At 41.2% G+C, this 23,018-nt stretch carries 24 protein-coding genes and 1 pseudogene; 12 read left to right on the top strand and 13 right to left on the bottom strand.

The features are described from left to right. Window positions 1-186 precede the first annotated feature (186 nt). Both V7K21_RS03880 and V7K21_RS03885 read left to right on the top strand, forming a co-directional pair. The gene (locus V7K21_RS03880) at window positions 187-330 is read left to right on the top strand and encodes a hypothetical protein (RefSeq protein ID WP_335130012.1); all 144 of its coding nucleotides are present in this window, start codon (window positions 187-189) and stop codon (window positions 328-330) included. Window positions 331-421: 91 nt separating this feature from the next. Continuing rightward, window positions 422-997 carry a hypothetical protein gene (locus tag V7K21_RS03885; RefSeq protein ID WP_335171695.1) on the top strand — a complete coding sequence of 192 codons (576 nt, stop codon included), beginning with the start codon at window positions 422-424 and terminating at the stop codon, window positions 995-997. Between the two features lie 429 nt (window positions 998-1,426). Here V7K21_RS03885 and V7K21_RS03890 read toward each other — a convergent pair whose 3' ends face one another. Continuing rightward, window positions 1,427-2,659, bottom strand: coding sequence for a glycosyltransferase family 4 protein (locus V7K21_RS03890; protein WP_335171698.1), 1,233 nt, complete (start codon window positions 2,657-2,659; stop codon window positions 1,427-1,429). A gap of 839 nt (window positions 2,660-3,498) precedes the next feature. On the opposite strand from V7K21_RS03890, the gene V7K21_RS03895 reads away from it, so the two are divergent. Together V7K21_RS03895 and V7K21_RS03900 are read left to right on the top strand one after the other, a co-directional pair. Then, window positions 3,499-4,482 carry a DUF1517 domain-containing protein gene (locus V7K21_RS03895; protein WP_335171700.1) on the top strand — a complete coding sequence of 328 codons (984 nt, stop codon included), beginning with the start codon at window positions 3,499-3,501 and terminating at the stop codon, window positions 4,480-4,482. A 457-nt stretch (window positions 4,483-4,939) separates the two neighbouring features. Further along, window positions 4,940-5,320, top strand: a complete 381-nt coding sequence (locus V7K21_RS03900; protein ID WP_335171702.1) for a calcium-binding protein — start codon at window positions 4,940-4,942, stop codon at window positions 5,318-5,320. Between the two features lie 3 nt (window positions 5,321-5,323). On the opposite strand, the pseudogene V7K21_RS03905 reads toward V7K21_RS03900, so the two are convergent. The 3 genes and pseudogenes from V7K21_RS03905 to folB all read right to left on the bottom strand — a co-directional run. Further along, a pseudogene (locus V7K21_RS03905) lies at window positions 5,324-5,551 on the bottom strand (sugar O-acetyltransferase); the annotation flags it as partial. Between the two features lie 248 nt (window positions 5,552-5,799). Further along, the gene (locus tag V7K21_RS03910) at window positions 5,800-7,083 is read right to left on the bottom strand and encodes a GGDEF domain-containing response regulator (RefSeq protein ID WP_335171704.1); all 1,284 of its coding nucleotides are present in this window, start codon (window positions 7,081-7,083) and stop codon (window positions 5,800-5,802) included. 913 nt (window positions 7,084-7,996) lie between these two features. Beyond that, window positions 7,997-8,365 carry a dihydroneopterin aldolase gene (folB, locus tag V7K21_RS03915; RefSeq protein WP_335171706.1) on the bottom strand — a complete coding sequence of 123 codons (369 nt, stop codon included), beginning with the start codon at window positions 8,363-8,365 and terminating at the stop codon, window positions 7,997-7,999. A gap of 133 nt (window positions 8,366-8,498) precedes the next feature. Here folB and V7K21_RS03920 point away from each other — a divergent pair, with 133 nt between their 5' ends. Next, the gene (locus V7K21_RS03920) at window positions 8,499-8,687 is read left to right on the top strand and encodes a hypothetical protein (protein WP_335171708.1); all 189 of its coding nucleotides are present in this window, start codon (window positions 8,499-8,501) and stop codon (window positions 8,685-8,687) included. A gap of 43 nt (window positions 8,688-8,730) precedes the next feature. After that, window positions 8,731-10,491, top strand: coding sequence for a 2-succinyl-5-enolpyruvyl-6-hydroxy-3-cyclohexene-1-carboxylic-acid synthase (gene menD / locus V7K21_RS03925; RefSeq protein ID WP_335171710.1), 1,761 nt, complete (start codon window positions 8,731-8,733; stop codon window positions 10,489-10,491). A 188-nt stretch (window positions 10,492-10,679) separates the two neighbouring features. On the opposite strand, the gene V7K21_RS03930 is transcribed toward menD, so the two are convergent. The 7 genes from V7K21_RS03930 to V7K21_RS03960 all read right to left on the bottom strand — a co-directional run bounded on the left by V7K21_RS03930 (window position 10,680) and on the right by V7K21_RS03960 (window position 14,015). Further along, a complete protein-coding gene (locus tag V7K21_RS03930) occupies window positions 10,680-11,066 on the bottom strand; it encodes a hypothetical protein (protein WP_335171713.1) in 387 nt (128 codons plus the stop codon). A 92-nt stretch (window positions 11,067-11,158) separates the two neighbouring features. Next, window positions 11,159-11,812 carry a hypothetical protein gene (locus V7K21_RS03935; RefSeq protein ID WP_335171716.1) on the bottom strand — a complete coding sequence of 218 codons (654 nt, stop codon included), beginning with the start codon at window positions 11,810-11,812 and terminating at the stop codon, window positions 11,159-11,161. Window positions 11,813-11,957: 145 nt separating this feature from the next. Next, complete coding sequence (locus V7K21_RS03940) at window positions 11,958-12,107, bottom strand: hypothetical protein (protein ID WP_335171718.1); 150 nt, start codon at window positions 12,105-12,107, stop codon at window positions 11,958-11,960. Window positions 12,108-12,392: 285 nt separating this feature from the next. Continuing rightward, window positions 12,393-12,641 carry a CopG family antitoxin gene (locus V7K21_RS03945; protein WP_335171720.1) on the bottom strand — a complete coding sequence of 83 codons (249 nt, stop codon included), beginning with the start codon at window positions 12,639-12,641 and terminating at the stop codon, window positions 12,393-12,395. Further along, on the bottom strand, window positions 12,622-12,924 hold the full coding sequence (locus V7K21_RS03950; protein WP_335171734.1) for a BrnT family toxin: 303 nt from the start codon (window positions 12,922-12,924) through the stop codon (window positions 12,622-12,624). Before V7K21_RS03950 ends, V7K21_RS03945 begins: the two co-directional genes overlap by 20 nt. After that, window positions 12,849-13,061, bottom strand: a complete 213-nt coding sequence (locus tag V7K21_RS03955; RefSeq protein ID WP_335171722.1) for a hypothetical protein — start codon at window positions 13,059-13,061, stop codon at window positions 12,849-12,851. The genes V7K21_RS03950 and V7K21_RS03955 overlap by 76 nt, the downstream gene beginning before the upstream one ends. A 129-nt stretch (window positions 13,062-13,190) precedes the next feature. After that, entirely contained in the window at window positions 13,191-14,015 is an 825-nt protein-coding gene (locus V7K21_RS03960) for a DUF2887 domain-containing protein (RefSeq protein WP_335171724.1), read from the bottom strand. A gap of 140 nt (window positions 14,016-14,155) precedes the next feature. Between V7K21_RS03960 and menB the strand changes: the two genes are divergently transcribed. Then, on the top strand, window positions 14,156-14,989 hold the full coding sequence (gene menB, locus V7K21_RS03965) for a 1,4-dihydroxy-2-naphthoyl-CoA synthase (protein ID WP_292725411.1): 834 nt from the start codon (window positions 14,156-14,158) through the stop codon (window positions 14,987-14,989). A gap of 123 nt (window positions 14,990-15,112) precedes the next feature. Here menB and V7K21_RS03970 read toward each other — a convergent pair whose 3' ends face one another. Next, a complete protein-coding gene (locus tag V7K21_RS03970; RefSeq protein WP_335171726.1) occupies window positions 15,113-15,427 on the bottom strand; it encodes a hypothetical protein in 315 nt (104 codons plus the stop codon). A gap of 468 nt (window positions 15,428-15,895) precedes the next feature. Next, a complete protein-coding gene (locus tag V7K21_RS03975; protein WP_335171736.1) occupies window positions 15,896-16,435 on the bottom strand; it encodes a DUF721 domain-containing protein in 540 nt (179 codons plus the stop codon). Window positions 16,436-16,638: 203 nt separating this feature from the next. Here V7K21_RS03975 and V7K21_RS03980 point away from each other — a divergent pair, with 203 nt between their 5' ends. From V7K21_RS03980 to V7K21_RS04000, 5 genes are all read left to right on the top strand, one after another. Beyond that, entirely contained in the window at window positions 16,639-17,997 is a 1,359-nt protein-coding gene (locus tag V7K21_RS03980; RefSeq protein ID WP_335171728.1) for a hypothetical protein, read from the top strand. Between the two features lie 261 nt (window positions 17,998-18,258). Then, complete coding sequence (locus tag V7K21_RS03985) at window positions 18,259-19,014, top strand: PspA/IM30 family protein (protein ID WP_335171730.1); 756 nt, start codon at window positions 18,259-18,261, stop codon at window positions 19,012-19,014. A 333-nt stretch (window positions 19,015-19,347) separates the two neighbouring features. Continuing rightward, window positions 19,348-20,124, top strand: a complete 777-nt coding sequence (locus V7K21_RS03990) for a PspA/IM30 family protein (protein ID WP_298905158.1) — start codon at window positions 19,348-19,350, stop codon at window positions 20,122-20,124. 403 nt (window positions 20,125-20,527) lie between these two features. Then, window positions 20,528-20,866, top strand: a complete 339-nt coding sequence (locus V7K21_RS03995; RefSeq protein WP_335113699.1) for a thioredoxin family protein — start codon at window positions 20,528-20,530, stop codon at window positions 20,864-20,866. A 344-nt stretch (window positions 20,867-21,210) separates the two neighbouring features. Next, complete coding sequence (locus V7K21_RS04000; RefSeq protein WP_335171732.1) at window positions 21,211-22,413, top strand: LL-diaminopimelate aminotransferase; 1,203 nt, start codon at window positions 21,211-21,213, stop codon at window positions 22,411-22,413. Window positions 22,414-23,018: the final 605 nt, after the last annotated feature.

The raw sequence follows: 23,018 nt of genomic DNA on the forward strand, positions 1-23,018 counted from the left end.
AATAAATGTTAAAGTATGAATGTTATGTATTGACAAATCTACTTGATTGTATATGAATCAATATTTTTGCAATCAGAATATGATCTTTATGTATTTTACTTTGGACGAAAAGTGGGAGAATGTCGAGTAATCAGCAGTACTTACAAATAATGACAATCACTATGATTAAAGTCACGAATAGGTTACATGCGCTTTGCTTCTAGAGCGCACTGGAGCCAAAAAACTCCTCAACCGAGTTCATCGGACGGTCGCACCAATCGCTTACATAGGATTTGGACGGATGGTGGGGATCGAGGAGAAGACTTTATGCGTTGGGTGATGGATGTGTAACGGTTGATTGTTGAGGTCGTCAAGAAACCTTTTGTTATTTCTGGATAAGTTTTGGTAACACAAATGTGTAATTAATCAGGAGAACATCCTCATGTCTAATCAAGATGTCGTTAAGTTTGGTGATACCTTCTATATCAAGCATGAGAGCAGTAAATACTTGATTGCGGTTGAACAAGGACGCTATAACTGGCCGAAGTTGAGCCAAGAGAAAAAAAAACTAGCAAAACTTGAACTTGTAGGCGGCAATGGCGAGGTTCAATCTAACAGCCGCATCAAAATCAGAACGACAGAATCAGCAATAGGCAACAATAATGTTTTGGGGGCTTTTGCGGATAGCCATGATTGTTACTATTGGCAAGATGGCTATGATGAGGATAAACAGAGCTGGCAGATTACTAAAGCGGATGGCGATGCAGGTTCAATTCGCTATGGCGATCGCGTTCGTATCAGTAACATCTCCTACAGTAATCAAAGCCTAGCTCCCGATACAAAGTACGATGGTTACATAACTAGTGTGGAAAATGCTGACGACTCGTGGATCTTAGCACCTGCTACCGCCGTAGGCAGTTCCGGTTCTTTTAGAGGTTTAGACGATACGGGGAGGCACGATCCGGAGGAAGTAAGTGATGGAGAGGATGATGATGATGATGCTCCTACTTGGTTCTAATTCATCTGTACTACCGGATTTTTCTCCTTCGTCGTCCTGGTTTGGTGTCGTGTTGCGTGTTTGACGGCGACGACGCGGAATAAGTATCGGCGGGAGCAACGCGATTTTCTGAAGTTGGACAAAAAACAAGCGATGCCTGCGGCGGGCTGCGCCTACGCTAAACACTAACTTCAGTACATTAGAAAAATAGATACTTATATATCAGCTAATATCTAAGTAATGCTTAGAGGAATTTATCTTGATGGTTGTGTAGTTCTATTAAAGGAACAAAAGAGTGGAGGATGCCCTTTAAGTAATAGTGTGGCGTCAGTTTGCCTACCTTTAACAAGGGGCAAAATCCCCTTGTTAAAGGTAAATAGAGATGGTAGCTGGATTTATGCCATGCAATACTTGCATTACCTTTTGGTTATGACTCGATGTGCATTCATCTCACAAAATCGCGTTTCTTCCCTCTGATTTATACAGCGATCGATGAAGGGTTCTACGCTTGGCTAATTCTTTACCTTTGCGGCCGAGTTGCTCACGTAGTTGCTGATCTTTGCACAACCGATTGAAAGCTTGAAAAACTTCATAACCAGAATTTGGATTAACCAATATCCCATTTTCTTCATGCTGAACTATGTCTAGAACACCGCCTAAGCGAGGGGCAATTACAGGCTTACCGAAGTAACTTGCTTCTAAATAAACCATACCAAAACCCTCCATCCTATTAGGTTTAGTATCCGATAAAGTCAGCATCGCAAATATGTCGCAAGCTGCATAATAACCTGCTAATTCTCGCTCTGGGACATATCCGGTAAAGTGGACTCGCTTATCTACCCGCAACCGATGCGCCAGAGATTTCAGTTCCGATTCACTCGATCCTTGACCGCAGAGTATATAGTAGACATCGACCCCAAAAGTTAATAATAGTGGGATGTTATCAATTACTCGGTCAAAACCTTTATGTTTTACTAGCCTTCCGATGGAAAGAATAACTATTGCTGTTTCGGGAATGTTGTACGCTTGACGCACGCGAACACGTAAATCATCAAGGCTACTGGGACTCGCTACATTATTACCAAATTTTTCTGGTCTGATTATTGGGTTAATCACGTGGGTAGGAGTATCTAATCGGAAAGCAGTTCTGAGGTAGTCTCTTGTATAAGAACTGTTACAAACAATGCCTTCAGCTCGTTTGAGTGTTAATTTAAAGAGCGATCGCAGCACGGGATTGTGTAATACACAAAGAAGATCATTTCCGTGCAGATAGATAAAAAAGCGAATAGGTAGCAAATAGCTCAATAACAACAGTGAAGGAAAGTCATAGCCGTGACCCCACTCTATATAACGGTAGTGATAACGAAAATAAAGTTTGATTGCTAGTACGAATGAGCAGAGGATATTGACCAAAGGCTTCAGGACACTCCCCACAAAGCCACTACGCCAGTATCTAGGGTAAAACCAGCGATACACGGGAAACTGTTGACCTTGATCAAATACTTGATCTCCTGAGCAACTAGCCGCCAGCACAATAACTCGTTCTGGATCTTGGAGACAGCGATTGTAGATATATTCCCCAATTACAGCTTCTTTTGGGAGGAAGATCCTGGATATGACTAGGATATCTGGGTATGCAGCTTTGTCTCTGATTTCGGCTGTAAGTTGAGAAATATGTTCCATAACAAAGTTGATGACTATATTTCAAATAATTTTTAATTTATTTACAATTAGGATTATTTTCAAAGCCTTAATTACTATTTTATTTCTTTTAAAACGAATGTGGTAGGCAAATTTGAAGCCGATTTAACAAGATTAGCCAGGAAGATTATTTTTTTATTGTGTTAATTTTATTTTTGCTGCAAATTTCTCAATTTTTGAGAATTCTGTGCAGAATGAACAATAAATAGAAACTAGCACTCATAGCCAAATTGCTCAGTGAACAACTGTTGCGAAAATCCTGAAATTTAGCTCTGTTCAATAGAATATCTTAATCCTTTGGACTGTTGTACCAAAATGCCAAAAAATGGGATCAGTATTTGATAGCTATTTAGGATCTGGCTGCGCTTACTGATAAGCATCACGGACACTTGCTAGCCTACGATGTATACGTAAATAAAAAGTTGCCAGATGTAGTAAATGCTTTTGATAATTTCAAAATATTCTCCCGCCTTGTGAGAAAATAAGCAGCGTGAAATATTAAAAAAATCATTCAAAATAATCAGTATAATCTAAGACTGTAGTCTGGAAGTGCTAGTCCAAGACGTAGCAAGAGTAGCCCGTCGTAGACATCGCAAATTTATGTGATGATGAAGAAGTCTTAAGGTACGGTTCCCCAGTCGAGAAATCCCCCCTGCGATCGCTGCCTACCCAAAATAAGACGCGGTAAATTGAATATGTAGCCTCTAAAAGTGAATCCTACAAAGCTTGCTTGTTACGGGCTGGCGTAAGCGACATACCGCAACACTCCTAAGAGCATGGGGATAAATCATAAAAAATTCTGTTTTCCAAGCGATTGTATTATGCGTAAAAAACTACAACAAACCATCAAACCGCTGTTAAAAACCTTCTTAGCCTTAGTCCTGGTGTTAGCTTTGGCTCTTAGTCACGCCGATGGCGCATTAGCGGCCCGTAGTGGAGGTCGGATCGGTGGTGGCTCCTTTAGAGCGCCTTCTAGCCGCACCTATACACCGCGCACCTATGCACCTCCTGGCGGGGGCGGATACTATCCTGGTGGTGGTTTTGGTGGTGGCTTTGGCTTTCCCTTCCTACTTCCCTTCTGGGGTATTGGGGGAGGATTTGGTGGTCTATTTGGCATCTTAATTTTCTTTGCGATCGCTAATTTCTTATTGCAAACTTTCCGCCGCGTCTCTGGTGGTGAAACTCCAGAAGCAGATTACAGCAGTAACTCTCCTGTTTCTGTAACTCGTTTGCAAGTAGGTTTGTTAGCTCAAGCCCGTGAATTGCAAAATGAACTCAATCACATTGCTGAAACTGCTGATACTAACACCCCAGAGGGGAGAGCAGAAGTTCTGCAAGAAGCCAGCCTAGCTTTACTCCGCCATCCCGAATACTTTGTATATGCAGGTGGTGGGACTCAACAAGCCAGTTTAAATTCAGCTGAAGGTCAGTTTAATCGGCTGTCACTGGCAGAACGCAGCAAGTTTAGCGAAGAAACACTTTCTAATGTCAATAACCAGCTAAGAGCAGCCTCAGCCAAAGATGCTTTACCCCCGGCTGGTGAACTCGACAACCCTACCCGCCTATTTACCGAAGGCGCTGGAGAATACATTATCGTCACCTTGCTGGCGGCGACATTAGGCAAGTTTGAAATTCCCACAGCGATTAACAGTGCTGATAATTTGCGTCAAGCTTTGCGCCAAATTGGTAGTATCCCCAGTGAGAAACTTCTGGCAATTGAAGTTCTTTGGACTCCGCAAGCTGAAAATGATACCCTAACATCTGATGATGTACTGGCAAATTATCCTGATTTGAGACTTGTTTAATTTCTAAAAAATTTCACGCTTTAGTGCTAAGAAAGAACTTGGCATGTTGGCGCAACAAATAAGTTGCCCTTTGAGGACCAATACGGTTCAGTTAAGCATTTTTTCCTTCTCTCTGTGTCCTCTGCGCCTCCGCGGTTCGTTAAAAAAATTGACTTTGACAAAAAGTTTTAACCTTAACTGAACCGTATTGCTTTGAGGACAATAACTAAAAAACCGTTTGTCAATGACAAGCGGTTTTTTGTATAACTTAGATATAGCAGGACTTACGCACTGAAAACTGAAACTTAGATCTGACTTTTCCCGCTAAAAAAGGGGATAGCTCTAAAAGCCTCTCTCTTAAAGGTTTGGGGTATCTCTTTTACGTAAGTCCTATATACTTAATATTTTGTATAAAAATTATTCCCAGGCTAGACTTTGGTAATATTATCAAAATGCATTATACGTAGAGTGTTATCTTATGCCTAGTGTTGAAGCCGACGAAAACCGAGAGCATCGCATTAAAACAGAGATCATTGTAGATGCTGAAGATAAAGAAGATCGGGCAATGGGTTGGTACTATTACCTCGAAGAGACTCTGAATTTTCCCTTTATGGCTAAATGGGCTAAAAAGGGACGCAAATCAGGTTCTACCGAGGAGAAACCAGTGGAAGTGCTGGGAATGGCCCCAGATGATGAGTGCTTAAAAGATATGCTTGTAGAAGTAGCTTACATTAATGGTAAGGATGATGATGTATATTCTGCAAAGTTATCTGAAATAATAGCAATTGATGTTGACAGCGAAACTGAAGAAGCGATCGCAGACTGGCTCTATTGGATTGCCAGAGGTTATAAGTTTTAAATTCTAGGATAAATACCGAATGATGCGGCAGGGATTGCCCGGAGCTACAACATTCTCAGGTATATCTTTGACAACTACACTGTCAGCACCAATGGTTGTGTTATCACCAATAATTACACCCGGACAAATAATTGCGCTGCCACCAATCCAGATATTGTTACCAATGTTAATTGGGGCAGCTAATTCTCTACCAGAAAGCCGAATTTCCAGCTCTGTAGGGTGATAAGCAGTTGGGGCTTCTCGGTTGTGTGCAATACACATTAGTAGCGGCTATAACATATTCCATCCACATGAAAACCGCTATAAATCAAAATTCCACAGATGATAGCGCTTCTGATTTGGATGCAATACACGACGATACACGCTAGGGGCACAGCAGCTGTGCCCTTACAATCACCTGTATTTCTCGCAAGCGAGAACTGCTATAGTTATAAATAAATCAGAGTAATTTGATGGAAATGGCAGCAGAAAGGAGCTAATTACCTAAATATGGCATAAGTAGCTTTTCCCTGTCGTTTAGCTTGGTACATAGCAATATCAGCATCCCGTAACATATTTGCAGGTTCCTCATAATTACTAAAATTCCAAGCAATACCAATGCTAGCTGTAGTACATAATTCATATCCATTTAGGTTAAGTGGCAATCGTAAGGAGTCTTGAATACGTTTGGCAGCATTGATGGCGTCGGTAATGTCTTTAATATCCTCTAAAAGAACAGTAAACTCGTCACCACCAAATCGTGCTACAGTATCACCACCGCGTAAACACGACTCTAAGCGTCGAGCGATCGCTACTAAAAAATCATCCCCTATTCCATGCCCAAAGCGATCATTAATCTCCTTGAAGGCATCTAAATCCAAAAATAAAACTGCAAAATAATAATCGCTTCTACGTTTGCTACGTTCAATTGCTTGTCTGAGCCTATCTACGAATAAAACACGATTAGGTAATGCTGTCAGCCCATCATAAAACGCATTGCGGATCAGTTGCGCCTCTCTCTGCTTGCGTTTGGTAATGTCTTGAAAAACCAAAACCGCGCCAGTAATATTGCCATTCTGATCACGGATGAGTGAAACATTATCTTCAATCGCTATTTCTTTGCCATCTTTGGTAATCAGTGTACAGTTTTCTGGGAGATTCAAAACTTCACCTGCTTCGATTACATATTTTGCTAAGTTTTGAATTGTTTTTCCTACATCTTTGTCAACTAAGTTAACGACTTCTACTAAATCTTTACCGAATACTTCAGTTTGCTTCCAGCCAGTGATTAGTTCTGCTATGGGATTCATCATTTGAATACAACCACTTGCATCTGTCACAATTACTGCACAGCCCATATTGTTAATAATTGCCAATAGCCTCTGTTTTTCTTCGTATAATATGTTTTTGCCCTGATGTTTGTGCAAAGCCGTTTCAATCGCAAAATGTAAATCACTTTCAAGAAATGGTTTAACTATGTAGCTAAAAGGCTCACTTAGCTGATTTTTTTGTGATATTTTATATTCCGAACCCTCTGTTAGATACACTACAGGCACATGGAAGTAATTCTGGATAATATCCGCTACGTGTACACCGTCAACTTCCCCAGCTAAACAGATATCAATTAATACTAAATGTGGATGAGTTTCTGCTACCTTTTTTATTGCATCTTCACCAGACTTATTTATTTCTGAAACAGAATAACCCAGTTTTTGTAAACTTTTTCTAATATTTGAGGCTAAGATTTTTTCATCCTCAACAACTAGGATTTTGTGGGCTAACATGTTACAATCACCTATTTGCTAAGGATCAGATTTGTGTTGTCAATGTCAAAATCTAAAGTTCATTATCTTATCATAAACAATCTGCAACTACCTGTCTTCATAGAATTGCTGACTAATAAGCAAATAACATCTTATTAACCTACTATAATTTTTGTGCTTGTCAAAGCTAATTATGATTAGTTTAGATAGCAAATCATGCTATTAACATCACGTATAAATTTTTGTATAATTATAATTAATCATAAAGTGATTTTCAAAAATATGCAATAGTTTTTCTTTAGCAAAGTATAAATACTCTACTTAATCTTTATGTAAAAATTAATCAATAATAAAACTTTATAAAATTCTAATGTATTAATTTAATGTAAGTTAAGATAAATAATATAATGTATTTTATGTATATAATATTACTTCAGTAAATTACTACTAAAATTAATAATTATCTGCACTTAAAGAGTTTAATAGTACTTTGTCTACAAATAGTTTTTGTCTCAGCCGGGGTCTAAATTACAGTTTGAAACTATCTTAAATTTTGAATAGTGAGTGAAATGGTGTTACTTAGAAATATTCATCGCTTCTAGTTAATACTTAATCACAAATCCTGTGACCTTAAAATATGCAAGTTAAATGCTCATCAGCAGATCACAGGATTTTTTAGTTTTTTGATAATGAGCGGGTGCTGGGGGTAATCGTAGGAAAGATTCTCTTCATGAGATACTTCTTTGATCCACGTAAATAAGTTGGCGTTAAAAAATCAAGCTATGTAAGGAAATGTAAAATCAGCGAATAGCTAAAAAATTCGTCATTCCACAGTTTTTACAAAACTAAATATACATAGATTTTATCGTGCCGACTGACTTAAACCCCCTTTCTTTGCTAGCTTATAGATATTGAAAAAAACACGTTTTGTACTTTAGAGATTAGACTTACTTTTAGTCAGTTCAATGCTAATTTTGCCACTAAAGTCTGGAATAGGTGCAGCAGGTTTACTTAGAGTAACTTGAACTTGTGTTACACGATCGCATTCTTGGAGAATAGAATCTGCGATCGTTGTTACCAATTTCTCTATCAAAGCAAATTTAGACGTTTTGACCAGATGTTGTATCGAGCTAATGACGCTGCGATAATCTAAAGTGTCTTCGATCGCGTCAGTCTTGGCTGCTGTGGAGATATCCAACCATAACTTTACATCCACCTCAAACCATTGTCCTAGCACCTTTTCTTCTGGCAGATACCCAGTGTAGCCATAGCAGCGAATTCCTGTTAAATCAATGCAGTCCATAAAAGTTTGAGAGCAAATTGTGCATTTTGTAGAAAGTGGAGCAAGTTTGCTTGGAGATTTTCTTTCTCACAAACTCGCGTAGCAGTGTTGGAAAACCTCACTTCCATTCCTCTCCCCTATTAAGAGAGAGGCTTTGAATTCTCTCCTAACCCTACAAGGGTTTGGGGCTGGGGGGTTAGGTTTGGCGTTGGCTTTTCCAGATAACCTGAATTGTCAGGCTTGTAACCAACCTTTAGGTCAAGCTGCTTTGGAAGTTCCGAGGTTCAGCTTCCCTCCTCCGGTCTTCTGTTTGCTCAACTTTCCCAGATGGATTTTAAATTGAATTTCCTTAGACAAAATCTAAAATTTCAGATTGTTTTATAACTATGTTTGATTCAATGGCGATCGCTTATAGAAATGTTAATCAACTTTGGGCTTATATCTTAACAGAGACGCTAAAGCGGTTGGGATTGACTTGTGCGATCATTTGTCCTGGATCACGCTCTACACCCTTAGCAGTAGCCTTTGCTCAACAAGTACCTGAGATTGAAGCGATTTCCATTCTCGATGAACGTTCCGCCGCCTTTTTTGCTTTGGGACAAGCTCAAGCAACCGGACGCCCTGTGGTACTAGTTTGCACCTCTGGTACAGCAGGAGCAAATTTTTATTCAGCAGTAATTGAAGCCTCATATAGTCGCGTACCACTGTTAGTATTGACCACCGATAGACCGCCAGAATTGCGAGATTGTCACTCTGGGCAAACTGTAGATCAATTGAGATTATATGGAAACTACCCAAATTGGCAAACAGAGTTAGCCTTACCCTCGGCTGATATGGGAATGCTAGCTTACCTGCGACAAATGGTAATTTATAGCTGGGAAAGAGCGCAAACTCCTACGAAGGGGCCAGTACATTTGAATATTCCCTTTCGCGATCCCTTAGCGCCTGTTCCTGATGGAACTGACTTGAGTTATTTGCAATCACAGTTTCAACCAGAAGACTTCTTCGCAGGAATAGTAAACACCACCCCATTTGAAATTCCCGATTCTCGATTCTCGATTCCCAAAGAATGGAAGGAATGCGATCGCGGCATTATTATCGCAGGTGTTGCCCAACCACAGCAACCAGAGGAATATACAAAAGCGATTGGGCACCTTTCCCAAACTCTCAAATGGCCTGTGCTGGCAGAGGGACTTTCCCCAGTGAGAAATTATGCCGAACTTAACCCTTATTTGATTTCTACTTATGACCTGATTTTGCGAAATCAGGAACTAGCAAAGCAGCTAGCGCCCAAAATGGTGATTCAGGTGGGAGAAATGCCTACAAGTAAAGAACTGCGTACCTGGATAGATGCAACCCAACCGCGACGCTGGGTAATTGACCCCAGTGACCAAAACCTCGACCCTTTGCACGGGAGGACGACGCATTTACGGATATCTGTAGAAGACATAAAGGCAGAGGAGAGAAATTTATCTTTATCCTCAGACTATTTGCAGCAATGGTGTGATACAGAAGCTAAAGTCAGGTTAGTTGTTGACCAGACGATGGGGAAAATAGATGAAATAATTGAGAGTAAAGCAGCTTGGTTAATTTCTCAGATTTTACCGCCAGGAACGCCTCTGTTTATTGCCAATAGTATGCCTGTGCGGGATGTGGAATATTTCTGGAAACCGAATAATTTAGGAGTGCGATCGCACTTTAACCGGGGTGCAAATGGCATCGATGGCACATTATCCACCGCTTTAGGAATTGCCCATTGCCAGCAAAGTAGTGTGATGTTAACGGGAGATTTAGCACTGTTGCATGACACCAATGGTTTTTTAATCCGCAATAAGTTTGTCGGACATCTGACAATTGTGTTAATTAACAACAATGGCGGTGGAATTTTTGAAATGTTACCCATTGCCAAGTTTGACCCACCATTTGAAGAGTTTTTTGGCACTCCCCAGGATATTGATTTTGTTCAGTTGTGTGCTACCTATAATGTGCAGCATGAATTGATTATTTCTTGGCAGCAGTTGCAGCAAAGATTAAATCCACTACCAGCTAAAGGTATTCGGGTTTTAGAGTTGCAGACAAATCGCAAAGCTGATGCAAAGTGGCGACAGGAAAATTTGCGTAGGTTTGCCGCAGTTATTGTGATTTAAGTATTAAGTTAGGTATTGCTCAATACTGATTACTGATTAGATTAAAATAAAGACATGTTTGTGGTATCAATCAAATTGAAAATTCACTTATCAAAAGTCTTTCAATTACTGATGCTGATTTTCAGTATTATAAGTTTTTGACTTAACTTATGAAAACCTTAAATATAGCCTATAAAAGGCACAATCTTTTAAAAAGGTATATATACATCTACAAACTCAAATTTACCGTTGTAGCGGTAAACTTTATTCAAATTTTTGGCGACTATTGAGCCTAATTTTTTATTTATGTTTAAAAAGTCAATAAACTTTTCTGGAATGTCTAACGATATTATAAGAGATTTACTAACTTCGTTCCAATTAATATCTGCTTTTACATCTTTTACAAAATCATCAAGTGTCTTTTTGTATCCATGTTGAAGTAATTCAAAATACAAACTAGTCTTTATTAAATCGTAAAACTCATCAAATAATAGTTTTAGCTTATCTTCATTACTTGTAGCATCGATATAAAACTCATCATATTTTTGCTGGAAAAAATTGCAATTAGCTAGATGATAAAGATTATATTCTTCCAATATATTGCCAAAAACTTTAGCTTTAATAAAATGAACGCGAGCAACAGTTTGTTGTTTATTTATAATATATCTAGCAATATAATTATCTTCATCTATATCAATTGTATTAATATTTTTTCTTCAAAGAGTATTCTTATTAATTTTGAATCTATTATCGAAATAAGATTAAACTGATAAATATAATTTAACCTTTCTCCTTTTCTTCGTTTTGGCAGAGAATTAATTTCATAGGACTGCGCTTTCATTAATGAACTAACAGAGGTAAATATCGCCGTATCATTTTTTGGATTTCCACTATCAATATCCATTTCTTGATATGCAAAAATTTGAAATTTAGGTGTACATAAAGCTCTACCAACTTTTTGGTTAATTATATTTTCATAATAATCATTTTTAAATTCACTCATAGAGGTAATAAATTCTAAAACTTTATTATTAGACCAAATATGAACAGGTTTTAATTGCAAATTTGGATCTTTTTCGTCAAGCTTCTTGGAAAGTAAAGCCCAAAGATTTTTTTCACTTTTCTTACAGCTAATAACAAGTGTGGTAAAAATTCTAATATCCTTCGTAATCATAGCCTTATAAGCTATTATATCAATTTCTCTTACCTCTTCTTTCACATCATCAATATAATATTTATTATTTATTGTAGACCATCCAGATTTCCGAAGTATTTCCGAAATACGGAATTCTAAATCAAAACCTGTCTTTTTAATATTCAAATGGTATTTTTCAAGATTCATATTTAATCTTTTCTGCTAACTATCATAAATAAATACCATAAAAAATGGCAAAATTAAATGTTATTTTGGCAAAAATGCAAGATACTAATTTTAGCTCTCGCTGTCCTTTTATGCGTAAGATTGACCCTCTTGGTTGACCTTGTAACTACTCTTCCAAATTCGCGATCGCAATCTCAATTCCAACAACGCCAAAGCTAACGCTTCCACGTTCCTCAGTAATTTCACCAAATAGTCGTTTTAACAGTCGGAAAAAGAGCGATCGCGCTTCTTCTTCCACCGCTTCTAATATACCCACGTGTCTGCAAATGCTTCTTCACTTTGGGAAACTTTATTTGTAGCCATAATTATTTTAGGGAGTGCGATCACTCTTAACTTTCTAATCGACCTTGCAACCACCCTTCTAAGTCCGTGATCGCAGCTAGGATAGTGGGCATTGCGAAAAAAATGTATAATAGGTGCAAAAGTATTCAAAGCTGTGCCCACTCTACAAAATTTAATTCTGATTGCTAGCTAATATTGTGCGATCGCGGGCAAAAAGTTAACAACAGTACAGATACTTTAGCAACCTCTTTGATATTTTTTATTCACCCAAAGACCTTTCTATTGCTCTTCGGATATACTTTTGGTAGGAAATACCTTCTTTTTTAGATACAGTTTTAACCGTTTTTAGCATTTCCTCTGACACTCTTAGATTTACAGTTTTGTCTTTAGGCTGAAATTCAAAAGTAACGGGTTTAAAGTTGTCTTCATGAAGATAATCTGACAAATCTCCATCTAGTAAGCTTTCTAATTCTTCATCAGTTTTGATTCTATGAAATATTTTCTTCATATTTTTTTGCCTCTTTGTCTCTCATATAACGAGTGCTGATCGGTCTAATTAACCTTTTTCCTTCCTTTTCCCGGAATGTAAATCCTACGAAAATATATCTACCTTTGATTGATACACCTGTTGCAATAAATCTATCCTTACTTTCAGAATGCTTTATATCAGGTGAAATCCTAAGACTTTTATCAAGGAACAAAGCCTCAATTTCCTCTAATGAGACTCCGTGCTTTTGGCATTTTTCAATATTTCCATCATCCCAGTCAAAGCCCGATACAGCCTCTGCGATAAATTATAGTAACATTTGTATATACAAATGTCAATACTTGAGTCAGCGATCGCAATCTCAATTCCAACAGCGCCAAAGCTAACGTTTCCACGTTCCTCAGCAATTTCGCCAAATAGTCGGAGGACGAGCGATCGCACTTTTTCTTCTACCGCTTCTGATATACCCGCGTGTCTGCAGCTGCTTGTTTAGTTCGGGAAACTTTATTTGTAGCCATAATTATTTTACGGAGTGCGATCGCCCTTTTTCTTTGGACCTTTACGTGAAATTTACCCGCTTATTTCACCTTGTAACCACCCTTCCAAATCAGCAAGAGTAGAGAAATCCAATAATGCATCACCTAAAGCTTCCAACTGTTCCACCGATAACCCTTGAATCTGGGACAGAAGCGGATCAGGAATATTACCTACGCGCCGATTTAATTGTCGTAAAACGATTTTTCTTTCTCCTTCTTCCTTCGCTTCCCGAATAGCCCGTGGATCTTCCAAATTCAGTCCCAACATTGCTGCAATCTCCTCTCGACTTAGGTTAGAAAACTTGTAGACGATAATCGTCGTTATTAAATCAATTATCGCTTGCTCCGATTGTTGCCGTGCTTGCTCCAGCAAAAACCGCGCCCCTTCCACTGCTTCCGTTTCAGAAGTAACATTTGTCAGCAACATCAAACCCAATCCCAAAGGTTGTTGTCGCAAATCCCCCAACTCATCCAGATAAACCCGCTTGACTTGACCACTTTCTAACAAAGCGCGGTGAATCGAAGAGGAAGAGGGTTCCAGGCTACGAAAGCCAAAAATTATTATCTTAAACCAGTCATCGTAACGAATAGAGTGGCGGTAGAGAAACAAAAACAATTCGCTAAAGAAGCGGTGATATAGGTCTTCGTCTTTCTGAAACTGCACTTCTGCAAAAAAGACGGTTTTGGAAACTGCATTAGCCGGAGGTAAAAATACTCCATCAATCCGAAACGCCGTTTCTTTCACCTCAACCGATTCAAACTGGTAGTTTTCCGCTTCTGGGGGTGGTTCATCTACTAATTCAAACAGTAAAAGAGGAAATTGCTTAAATAATTTGTAGAAGATGGTGTCACGTCGCATTTTTATTCCTCAACACCCAGACAATTACCAGATTGTAAAAGCCTGAGACACCAATTTTAGCGTAGGCGTAGCCCACCGTAGGTATCGCTTGTCCCTAAGACCGCGATAAAATTCTTGAAGCAACAGCGCACTCCATACCAATGCAAATTAACTGGCAAACTGCCAAAACCTACGAAGATATTCTGTATCAAAAAAACGATGGCATTGCTAAAATCACCATCAACCGCCCCCACAAACGCAACGCCTTTCGTCCTAAAACTGTCTTTGAACTGTACGACGCTTTCTGTGATGCTCGTGAAGATACTACCATAGGTGTTGTCCTATTTACAGGTTATGGACCACACACTGATGGCAAATATGCTTTCTGTTCTGGTGGCGATCAAAGTGTGCGTGGACATGCGGGTTATGTGGACGAAACTGGCATCCCCCGCTTGAATGTGCTGGACTTACAACGCCTGATTCGTTCCATGCCAAAAGTGGTGATTGCTTTAGTAGCGGGATATGCGATCGGTGGTGGACATGTCCTACACTTGATTTGCGACCTTACCATCGCTGCCGATAACGCCATTTTTGGACAGACTGGCCCCAAAGTCGGCAGTTTCGACGGTGGTTTTGGAGCCAGCTATCTCGCCCGCATCGTGGGGCAAAAAAAGGCCCGAGAAATTTGGTTTCTCTGCCGCCAATATGATGCCCAACAAGCTCTAGAAATGGGCTTAATTAATTGCGTCGTCCCAGTGGAACAACTAGAAGCGGAAGGTATTCAATGGGCGCAGGAGATTTTAGAAAAAAGTCCGATCGCAATTCGGTGTCTCAAAGCCGCGTTCAATGCTGATTGTGACGGACAAGCTGGTTTACAAGAACTCGCTGGCAATGCCACCCTACTCTATTACATGACAGAAGAGGGGTCTGAGGGCAAACAAGCCTTTCTTGAAAAGCGTCCACCAGATTTCCGCTCTTTTCCTTGGTTACCTTAAAATTGCAAAAATCGCACCCTTTAGTGAGGTGCGATTTTTGTATATGTCAACTTTTACAGCACTAAAAATCTTAAAAACAAATCTTATAGAAAACTACAAACTCAATTCAGTAATAATAGATGACTAAATAACCACTGCTTTAGTCTTTACCTGTTCAGATATAGAGGCAGCTGTTTCCTCTACAGGCGCAAGAGCAGCATTGTCTAAATCTGAGGCTAGGGATTGAGAAGATGTTAAAACTGGGGCTGCATCTGGCAAACCCCAAGCATCTTCCAAGGTTTCCCAAGAAGGTGCAAAAGGTGCGATCGCCAAAGGACAAGCCTTCCAACTAGCTTGAACTGGTGCTCCCAACTGCTGGCAAGTTCCGCCACGGCGACCTTCTGGCTGGTAATGACGGCAATATTTACAGGCAGATGCTAAAAATTTAATGGGTTTCATTTGGATTGATCTTTAGTGCCGTTTCTGGCTGAATTTCATTCTTCCATTTTGCTTCTATATATAAATACGGGTAAGAGCCAAAAAGCCCTTATTTTATCTAGGTTTCAGCGATCCCAATGAAAAAATAAACTTCATGATGTTTTTAGATTCTTGTTATATATTTAAATAATTACAAGAGTGGTTAGCTATGGATTTTCGCGAAAAGTTATTAGGGATCAAGACTAAAACCAAAAGTTTTGATTTACCCAGCCTTTTAACTTCCTCCTTAAGGATGGCTTCACGGATAGAATTTTAGATAAATAGTCCGTTTTGTATATCACATTCGGCATACTTTAGCAGTTAAATATATTTTTGATGAGTAATCAGAACTTTTCCATGTGGCAACAGCAAATTACTTCAGGATAAATTCTGCTTAAGGAATAATCGCTAAACTATTTTGCTTTTAATTTAGGTCAGGATTGACTCCCTTCAAAACTGTTTAGCAGCACAGACAGAACAGACTGCCCAGCGCTGGAGTTCACCGGGTGGGGTGGGAGATTCACACTGGGGACAAAGGGGTAAGCCATGCGATCGCGATCGCATGATCTTACCCCAATGCCCAAAAGCAGTATTTACATCCTTGGTGGGTGTAACATCAGGGCAGCTAATGTCATCACCAAGGTAACTGGGATGCTCATGGGGCGAAACCGTTTGTTGCTGTTTTCTCTCCACAGATGGATTCTGCCAGCCAGCAGTAGAGAAGCGAATATCAACCAAAGGCGTTGGCAGCTTTTTATTCAACTTTAAAAGCAGAGACGTGCGACCAAAAGTCAGGTTTTGCGCCCAAGCAGCACTAGAAGTTGCCACCCACAAAACATCGCGCTGAATCGACAATGGTCGAGTATGTGCGGCAACCACTGGCCCAACAACTTCTGCCCAACACTTGAGCAGGCGTTGAAATGGTTGCTCCTGCCATTTAGCCTGTTTTTCCAGAATGCCTAAAATATTATTAATTGATTTCAACGACATCATTAAAAGTGCTGAGTGAGGCCCCATACCCTATTTCCAAGATAGACTCCCATAAACTATCGTTTACAACAAGGTCTGAAAATCTCTCTTTTCTAGTCCACAATGCCCAATCCTCAGTCTATCTATTTAAATAATTTTCGCTACTATTGTCACAAATATATCTCAAATTAATTTCAGCAATCTCCGTTTGAGGCACAGAGGCAATGACTCAAAACCCCCAAAACGATTCTAGTACTCAATCGTCTAAAACACCTGGGTTGAAACCAGCACTAGCAGCAGCACTAGCGAGTTTAGAGGTGCCGCTAGATCAAGAGTTAGCTCGATATCGACGCACACGAACTGGTTTGGTGTCATCAAATCAGCCCCGTGTTGTAAGTTACATGAGCAGCCAACTTCACCCGTTGACTCCCATTCCGACAACATCGGGCACAACTGACTCATCAGCAACACAAATTAAAACCAACGTGCCACCTCCATCTGTACCCGTGAATCCTCAGGGAACCTCAACGCCAGCTACGGCAATTGACGAACCCCCCGCATCTTCTCTAGCTGTGAATCCTCAAAAGAACCCAGTGCCAGCTACGGCAAAGACTGAGGAACTAAATAATCTTAATGTTTCCTCCACCTCCGATTCTGCTAAAACACAAACTCAACTTCCACCACCGCCGCCCAACTTTGGTAGCAGCATCGTGCCAGCAGTTGTTAAAGATACCAAGAGCAAAAATCTTTTGCAGCCAGACACCCCTAAGCACCCAGATGACTATTTGGAATCTAGTGAAGCACTGCTGCGAAGTCTGACAGAAGAACAACCAGAAACCAAGAAACCAAGCAATTATAGCGATAGTCTGCTATCACCTTTGGGTATCGGCTCGATGTTGCTACTATTGGTAGCGAGTCTTACCTTGAGTTATGTATTATTCAATCCCAAAAGTTTGTCACAGTGGAATTTAGGCAAGTTGTTTAACGGCAACTCGTCTCCCGCACCAGAAAATACTGAGGAAGTTGGGAGTAATGTCCAACCTCAGATCCAGCCACCAAGCACATCTATACCCAAGTATCCCAATCTAGCTGCCCAAGAGTTTCCTGAGGTGAAAGACCCTAATGATGTAGTTGGCTTAAAACCCAAAATCCAACCAACCCTCGCAGTAGTACCTAATCCAGTCGTTCCCCAAAACCCTGCAAATCCTCAAGCGGTATTGCCTAACCCCAACACAGCCCTAAAACCGACAAATCCAATCGCCTTAGCACCAGTACCGACGCTAGAGCCCTTGCCTCCCCAGAATTTACCTCCCACTTCACCGACAAAAACCTCACCCAAGCCAATCGCAACCTCACCAAAGCCGAATGCAGAAATCAAACCAGGAACAGATGGGTTCTATCATGTAATCATAGATAATAAAGGCGCGGCTTTTGCCTCAGCCCGGCAAGTAGTTCCCGATGCTTATTTATCAGCCAACAAAGAATTGATTTATGTCGGTGCTTTTAAGACTAAAGAGCAAGTACAAAAACAGATGCAATTGTTACAGGCAAAGGGAATTAAGCCACGGGTTCAGCAGCCATAAGTTGCAAAAATCTACGATACCATGAGATAACAGTCCTGAGTCATAAGTGCTGAGTCTTGCGTAAACAGGATACGGGGACACGAGGACATTTTAATTATCCGCGTTGCCGTATCTACCACTTTTGGCATCCTCTTGGTTAAGTCAGGAGTCTTAATACTCAGCACAAAGTAACTTTGTGCTGTGGCATCCACATAATATGCGGTGATCAGTAATTATCAAAGCTCATTACTCAGCACTGAATTTCGTGAATGGAGAGCCGACATGGAATTAATCAAGCGTATCCTGCGGGTGATTCGCGCTAATCTCAATAGTTTGATCGGCAGTGCAGAAGATCCAGAAAAGATTCTGGAGCAAACTGTCCTAGAGATGCAGGAAAATCTGGTGCGGTTGCGGCAGGGTGTAGCACAAGCGATCGCTACCCAGAAACGCACCGAACGACAGGCAGCCGCTGCCAACTCTCAAACAGAAGAATGGTATCGCCGCGCCCAATTGGCCCTGCAACAAGGCAACGAACCTCTAGCACGCGAAGCTTTGACTAAGCGCCAAGCTTATAAAGAAACCACTACAGCCCTCTTTTCCCAGATAGAGCAGCAAAACGATATAGTAGCTAGGCTAAAAAAGGATATGCGATCGCTAGAGTTAAAAATTGCCGAGGCGAAAACTAAAAAAGATATGTATATTGCTCGCGCCCGTTCTGCTGAGGCGTCTTATCGCCTCCAGGAAATGCTTGGCACAGTTTCTGCCACCAGCAGTCTGAATGCCTTTGAGCGCATGGAAGAAAAAGTTTTGCAGATAGAAGCTAAATCAGAAGCAATAGCTCAACTCGGTAGCCACGACTTGGAAACACAATTTGCTTCCTTGGAATCTACTAATCATGTGGATGCCGAATTGGCAGCGATGAAGGTACAGGTTTTAAACCAGGCAGAAAACACACAGCATAACAGTCTCCTTACCCATGAGAATCAGAAGATAGGGCAGCCTCCCCAACAGGAGTTACCCAAAACTCAGGACTCTTGAAGTTTGGGTAGTTGCCGCAGGAAATATTTTAACTTCTATCTTGCGCCTGCCCATATCCCGCCAGAGAATAAATAATCTCTAGCTAATAGTGCAAGTCTACTAAGCGTGGACTACAACCCTCACTCAGTCTTCTTTAGAAGAATTTAGCTATAAGCCTTAGAATTCATTCCAAAGCTGTTGTGGGGACTGGTGCAAGTTCTGAGTTAACAATTAAGAGTTGTTGGGAGGTACCGATCCAAACCGGAAAGATTACATTGAAATAGGTGGCTATTAAAAAGTAAAAAAGCTAACTGTCCAACTAAAAGCGTAAACCACACAAGGAAAAACAAAGTTATGGGATTATTTGATCGGATTAAGCGAGTAGTTAGTTCTAACCTCAACGACCTGGTTAACAAAGCCGAAGACCCGGAAAAAATGCTAGAACAAGCCATCCTGGAAATGCAGGAAGACTTGGTTCAGCTGCGTCAGGGAGTAGCCCAGACGATCGCCGCCCAAAAACGTAGCGAGAAACAGTACAATGATGCCCAAAATGAAATCAATAAGTGGCAACGCAATGCCCAACTGGCGGTGCAAAAAGGTGATGAAAATTTAGCCCGACAAGCTCTAGAGCGCAAGAAGACTTATACTGACACCAGCGCCGCCCTCAAAGCTAGTTTGGATACCCAAAGCACTCAAGTTGAAACCCTCAAGCGCAATTTAATCCAGCTGGAAAGCAAAATTTCTGAGGCTAAGACCAAAAAAGAAATGCTCAGAGCTAGAATCACTACTGCCAAAGCCCAAGAGCAACTCCAAGGCATGGTGCGTGGGATGAATACCAGCAGTGCAATGTCTGCCTTCGAGCGGATGGAAGAAAAAGTCTTGATGCAAGAAGCCCGGGCCCAGGCACAAGGAGAGTTAGCAGGTGCAGATTTAGAAACCCAATTTGCCCAGTTGGAAGGTAGTAGCGATGTTGATGATGAGTTGGCAGCTTTGAAAGCGCAAATGTTACCACCCGCTACTCCAGTAAGTCAACCCCAACTGCCACCGCAACAACAAACCACTGCTGCTAAGTCTAATGAGGTAGTTGATGCCGAGTTGGATTCCCTACGCAAGCAATTGGATCAGCTGTAAAATTGGCAGAAAACAAATTTTGAGCCAATCCCACGCCTGTTGGCTGTGGGATTTTGCGTCATTAGTCAACCAATTTTGGATTTCGGACTTCGGCTTACCTCGACTTCGCTACTTCGACGCCGCCCTTCTCTACGAGAGGCTTCGCCAACGGCTACACTCAGGATAAGCTCAGTACAAGTCGGTACAAGTGGCTCAGTATAACGATTTTGGGTTTATTTCGCCCACAAAAGGGTTATGGGACGTTCGCGTTAGCGTCTCCAAGAGTTGTTTGGGGCAGGCTATGAACCAAAAAATCTAAAATATAAAATTCGTAGTCAATAGTTAACAGTCCTAATAACTATTGGCTACTTTGGGATAAAGTATTGTGTGTGTCAACTTTGATCGCCACCTGATGGAGACTGCAATGAGTAAGGCTGTAATCACCACCATAACTGATGCTGAGTTTGAAACAGAAGTGTTAAAAGCTGAACAGCCTGTATTAGTTTACTTTTGGGCTTCCTGGTGTGGGCCTTGTCAATTGATGCCGCCCGTAATTAACTCAGCTGCTACCAAATATAGCGATCGCCTCAAAATCGTTAAGATGGAAATTGACCCCAACCCAGTTACTGTTAAGCAGTACCAAGTGGAAGGCGTGCCAGCCCTGAGACTATTTCAAGGAGACAAACTATTAGAATCTACTGAGGGAGTCATTAGCAAAGAAAAATTACTTAGCCTCTTAGATACGCACTTAAATAGTAATTAGTCATTAGTGAATATTAAAGTCCACAGTCAAAATACCAAGAGTTTTTCACCCTTGACTCTTGACTCTTGACCTTTATAGGACTCTTGAAAGGGCAGATTTGGGGACTTGGGGAAAAAAGAAAAAACCCCTTGTCTACTTTCTTTTCAAGAACAGTGAATTCATTTATCCAGAAAAAGAAAAATTTTTCCTAAGATTGCTTGCAACGAGGTATAAGGCGCGGAGGCGGAGCCGCTCCGCCTCCGGTCCTTGTTCAGAGCAACTAGATTTTATCTATGGGTAACCCCAAAGTCCCCCTATCCTTTTGTCCCAAGAGTCCTCTTGTTGACTCTTGACTCTTGACTAATATGCAATTTGCAAAACGTTTACAACCCCTGCAATCTAATGTATTTGCTGATATGGACAGAGCCAAGGCAGTCGCTTTGGTAGCTGGACAACAAGTAATTGATTTGTCCTTGGGGTCTTCTGATTTACCAGCCGAGGCACACGTCATCGAGGCGATCGCCCAATCTCTCCACGATCGCAGTACCCACGGCTATCTGTTGTTTAACGGGACTTTTGGGTTTCGCCAAGCCGCAGCCAACTGGTACGAACAAAAATTTGGTATCAAAGTCGATCCCCAAACTGAGGTACTACCTCTGATTGGTTCTCAAGAAGGCACAGCCCATTTACCCCTAGCTTTACTCAATCCAGGAGATTTTGCCCTGTTGCTCGATCCAGGTTACCCCTCTCATGCCGGGGGAGTCTACCTAGCCAGTGGTCAAATCTACCCGATGCCAATACGGGAAGAAAACGCTTTTTTACCAGTATTTGCTGATATTCCTGCCTCAGTGTTGGCTCAGTCGCGGATGATGGTATTAAGTTATCCTCATAATCCCACCGCTGCGATCGCTCCAATATCATTCTTCCAAGAAGCTGTCGCCTTTTGTCAACAACACAATCTTGCCTTGGTTCACGATTTCCCCTACGTAGATTTGGTATTTGAGGCGAATGGGCACTGGGAGAAGAATCTTGCCAATCCAAAATCCCTCGTTCCCTCGATTCTGCAAGCTGATCCAGAAAAAAGCGTCTCGATTGAATTTTTTACCCTTTCCAAGTCCTACAATATGGGCGGCTTCCGCATTGGCTACGCCATCGGTAATGCCCAGTTAATTAACGCCTTACGCCAAGTAAAAGCCGCTGTTGATTTTAATCAGTATCGGGGGATTTTGAATGGTGCGATCACTGCCCTAACTGGCCCTCAAGTTGGGGTAAAATCTGCGATTGCTACTTTCCAGCAGCGCCGTGATGCTTTCATCACTGCATTACACCGCATTGGCTGGAATGTACCTACTCCTAAAGCCACAATGTATATCTGGGCAAAATTGCCCTCACCTTGGAGTCAAAACTCTATAGAATTTTGTACCCAGCTAGTCAAACAAACTGGTGTAGCCGCTTCCCCAGGTGCTGGTTTTGGCAAATCCGGGGAAGGGTATGTCCGCTTTGCTTTGGTGCATGAGCCAGCTTTGTTAGAAACTGCTGTGGAAAGAATGGCTGAGTTCCTTCATTAAATTTCTTTTCAAGCTAAACGCCAATAATTTTTGGCGGCAAAGTCTACGAATGGAACACACATAGGGGCGCACAGCTGTGCATTGGTATCAACTTAACGCGAAAAGGGTGGTTAGAAACCTCACGCCAGTTACTTCTCACATTGAGAGACGCTCTTGCTAGCAAGATTCCTGTAGGGTTACAAGTCGGGCATTGCCCGCCCAACGCACTGGCTCGTCTACACGAGGCTTTACCCCAATACAGTTCAGTTAGCGCCAAAAACCTTTAAGGACTTACGCAAAAACTCTCTGAAACTCTTATTTATTCGTGTCCTACCCTGCGGGAAGCCACAACTCTCAAAGACGCTCCTCGAAAGTGTCTATGCGCCCTTTGTGGTTCGTTCTTTCTTAATTTTGGGTAAGTCCTGTCCTTAACGCAAGCGTATTGGGCTTTACCCGCCTGCGCTGGTTAAAAAACTTTACCAGAGGCTGCCCCAAAGTAGTCTGCGTTTGCCTCTGGTCTGGTAGAGAGCGTCTGGGGTTTTCCCTATGAGCAACTGCGAATTCCATTCACGGAGGCTTAAGTTGACACTCATGACAGATATGCGCCCCTGTGAATGACTATATTA

Origin of the sequence: Nostoc sp. (assembly GCF_036919595.1) — a bacterium.
GTDB lineage: Bacteria > Cyanobacteriota > Cyanobacteriia > Cyanobacteriales > Nostocaceae > Nostoc.

Bases quoted from the DNA above. Each gene is read 5' to 3' on its own strand.
- V7K21_RS03880 (WP_335130012.1), top strand. From the start codon at position 187: ATGCGCTTTGCTTCTAGAGCGCACTGGAGCCAAAAAACTCCTCAACCG.
- V7K21_RS03885 (WP_335171695.1), top strand. From the start codon at position 422: ATGTCTAATCAAGATGTCGTTAAGTTTGGTGATACCTTCTATATCAAG.
- V7K21_RS03890 (WP_335171698.1), bottom strand. From the start codon at position 2,659: ATGGAACATATTTCTCAACTTACAGCCGAAATCAGAGACAAAGCTGCA.
- V7K21_RS03895 (WP_335171700.1), top strand. From the start codon at position 3,499: ATGCGTAAAAAACTACAACAAACCATCAAACCGCTGTTAAAAACCTTC.
- V7K21_RS03900 (WP_335171702.1), top strand. From the start codon at position 4,940: ATGCCTAGTGTTGAAGCCGACGAAAACCGAGAGCATCGCATTAAAACA.
- V7K21_RS03910 (WP_335171704.1), bottom strand. From the start codon at position 7,083: ATGTTAGCCCACAAAATCCTAGTTGTTGAGGATGAAAAAATCTTAGCC.
- folB (WP_335171706.1), bottom strand. From the start codon at position 8,365: ATGGACTGCATTGATTTAACAGGAATTCGCTGCTATGGCTACACTGGG.
- menD (WP_335171710.1), top strand. From the start codon at position 8,731: ATGTTTGATTCAATGGCGATCGCTTATAGAAATGTTAATCAACTTTGG.
- V7K21_RS03935 (WP_335171716.1), bottom strand. From the start codon at position 11,812: ATGAATCTTGAAAAATACCATTTGAATATTAAAAAGACAGGTTTTGAT.
- V7K21_RS03945 (WP_335171720.1), bottom strand. From the start codon at position 12,641: ATGAAGAAAATATTTCATAGAATCAAAACTGATGAAGAATTAGAAAGC.
- V7K21_RS03960 (WP_335171724.1), bottom strand. From the start codon at position 14,015: ATGCGACGTGACACCATCTTCTACAAATTATTTAAGCAATTTCCTCTT.
- menB (WP_292725411.1), top strand. From the start codon at position 14,156: ATGCAAATTAACTGGCAAACTGCCAAAACCTACGAAGATATTCTGTAT.
- V7K21_RS03970 (WP_335171726.1), bottom strand. From the start codon at position 15,427: ATGAAACCCATTAAATTTTTAGCATCTGCCTGTAAATATTGCCGTCAT.
- V7K21_RS03975 (WP_335171736.1), bottom strand. From the start codon at position 16,435: ATGTCGTTGAAATCAATTAATAATATTTTAGGCATTCTGGAAAAACAG.
- V7K21_RS03980 (WP_335171728.1), top strand. From the start codon at position 16,639: ATGACTCAAAACCCCCAAAACGATTCTAGTACTCAATCGTCTAAAACA.
- V7K21_RS03985 (WP_335171730.1), top strand. From the start codon at position 18,259: ATGGAATTAATCAAGCGTATCCTGCGGGTGATTCGCGCTAATCTCAAT.
- V7K21_RS03990 (WP_298905158.1), top strand. From the start codon at position 19,348: ATGGGATTATTTGATCGGATTAAGCGAGTAGTTAGTTCTAACCTCAAC.
- V7K21_RS03995 (WP_335113699.1), top strand. From the start codon at position 20,528: ATGAGTAAGGCTGTAATCACCACCATAACTGATGCTGAGTTTGAAACA.
- V7K21_RS04000 (WP_335171732.1), top strand. From the start codon at position 21,211: ATGCAATTTGCAAAACGTTTACAACCCCTGCAATCTAATGTATTTGCT.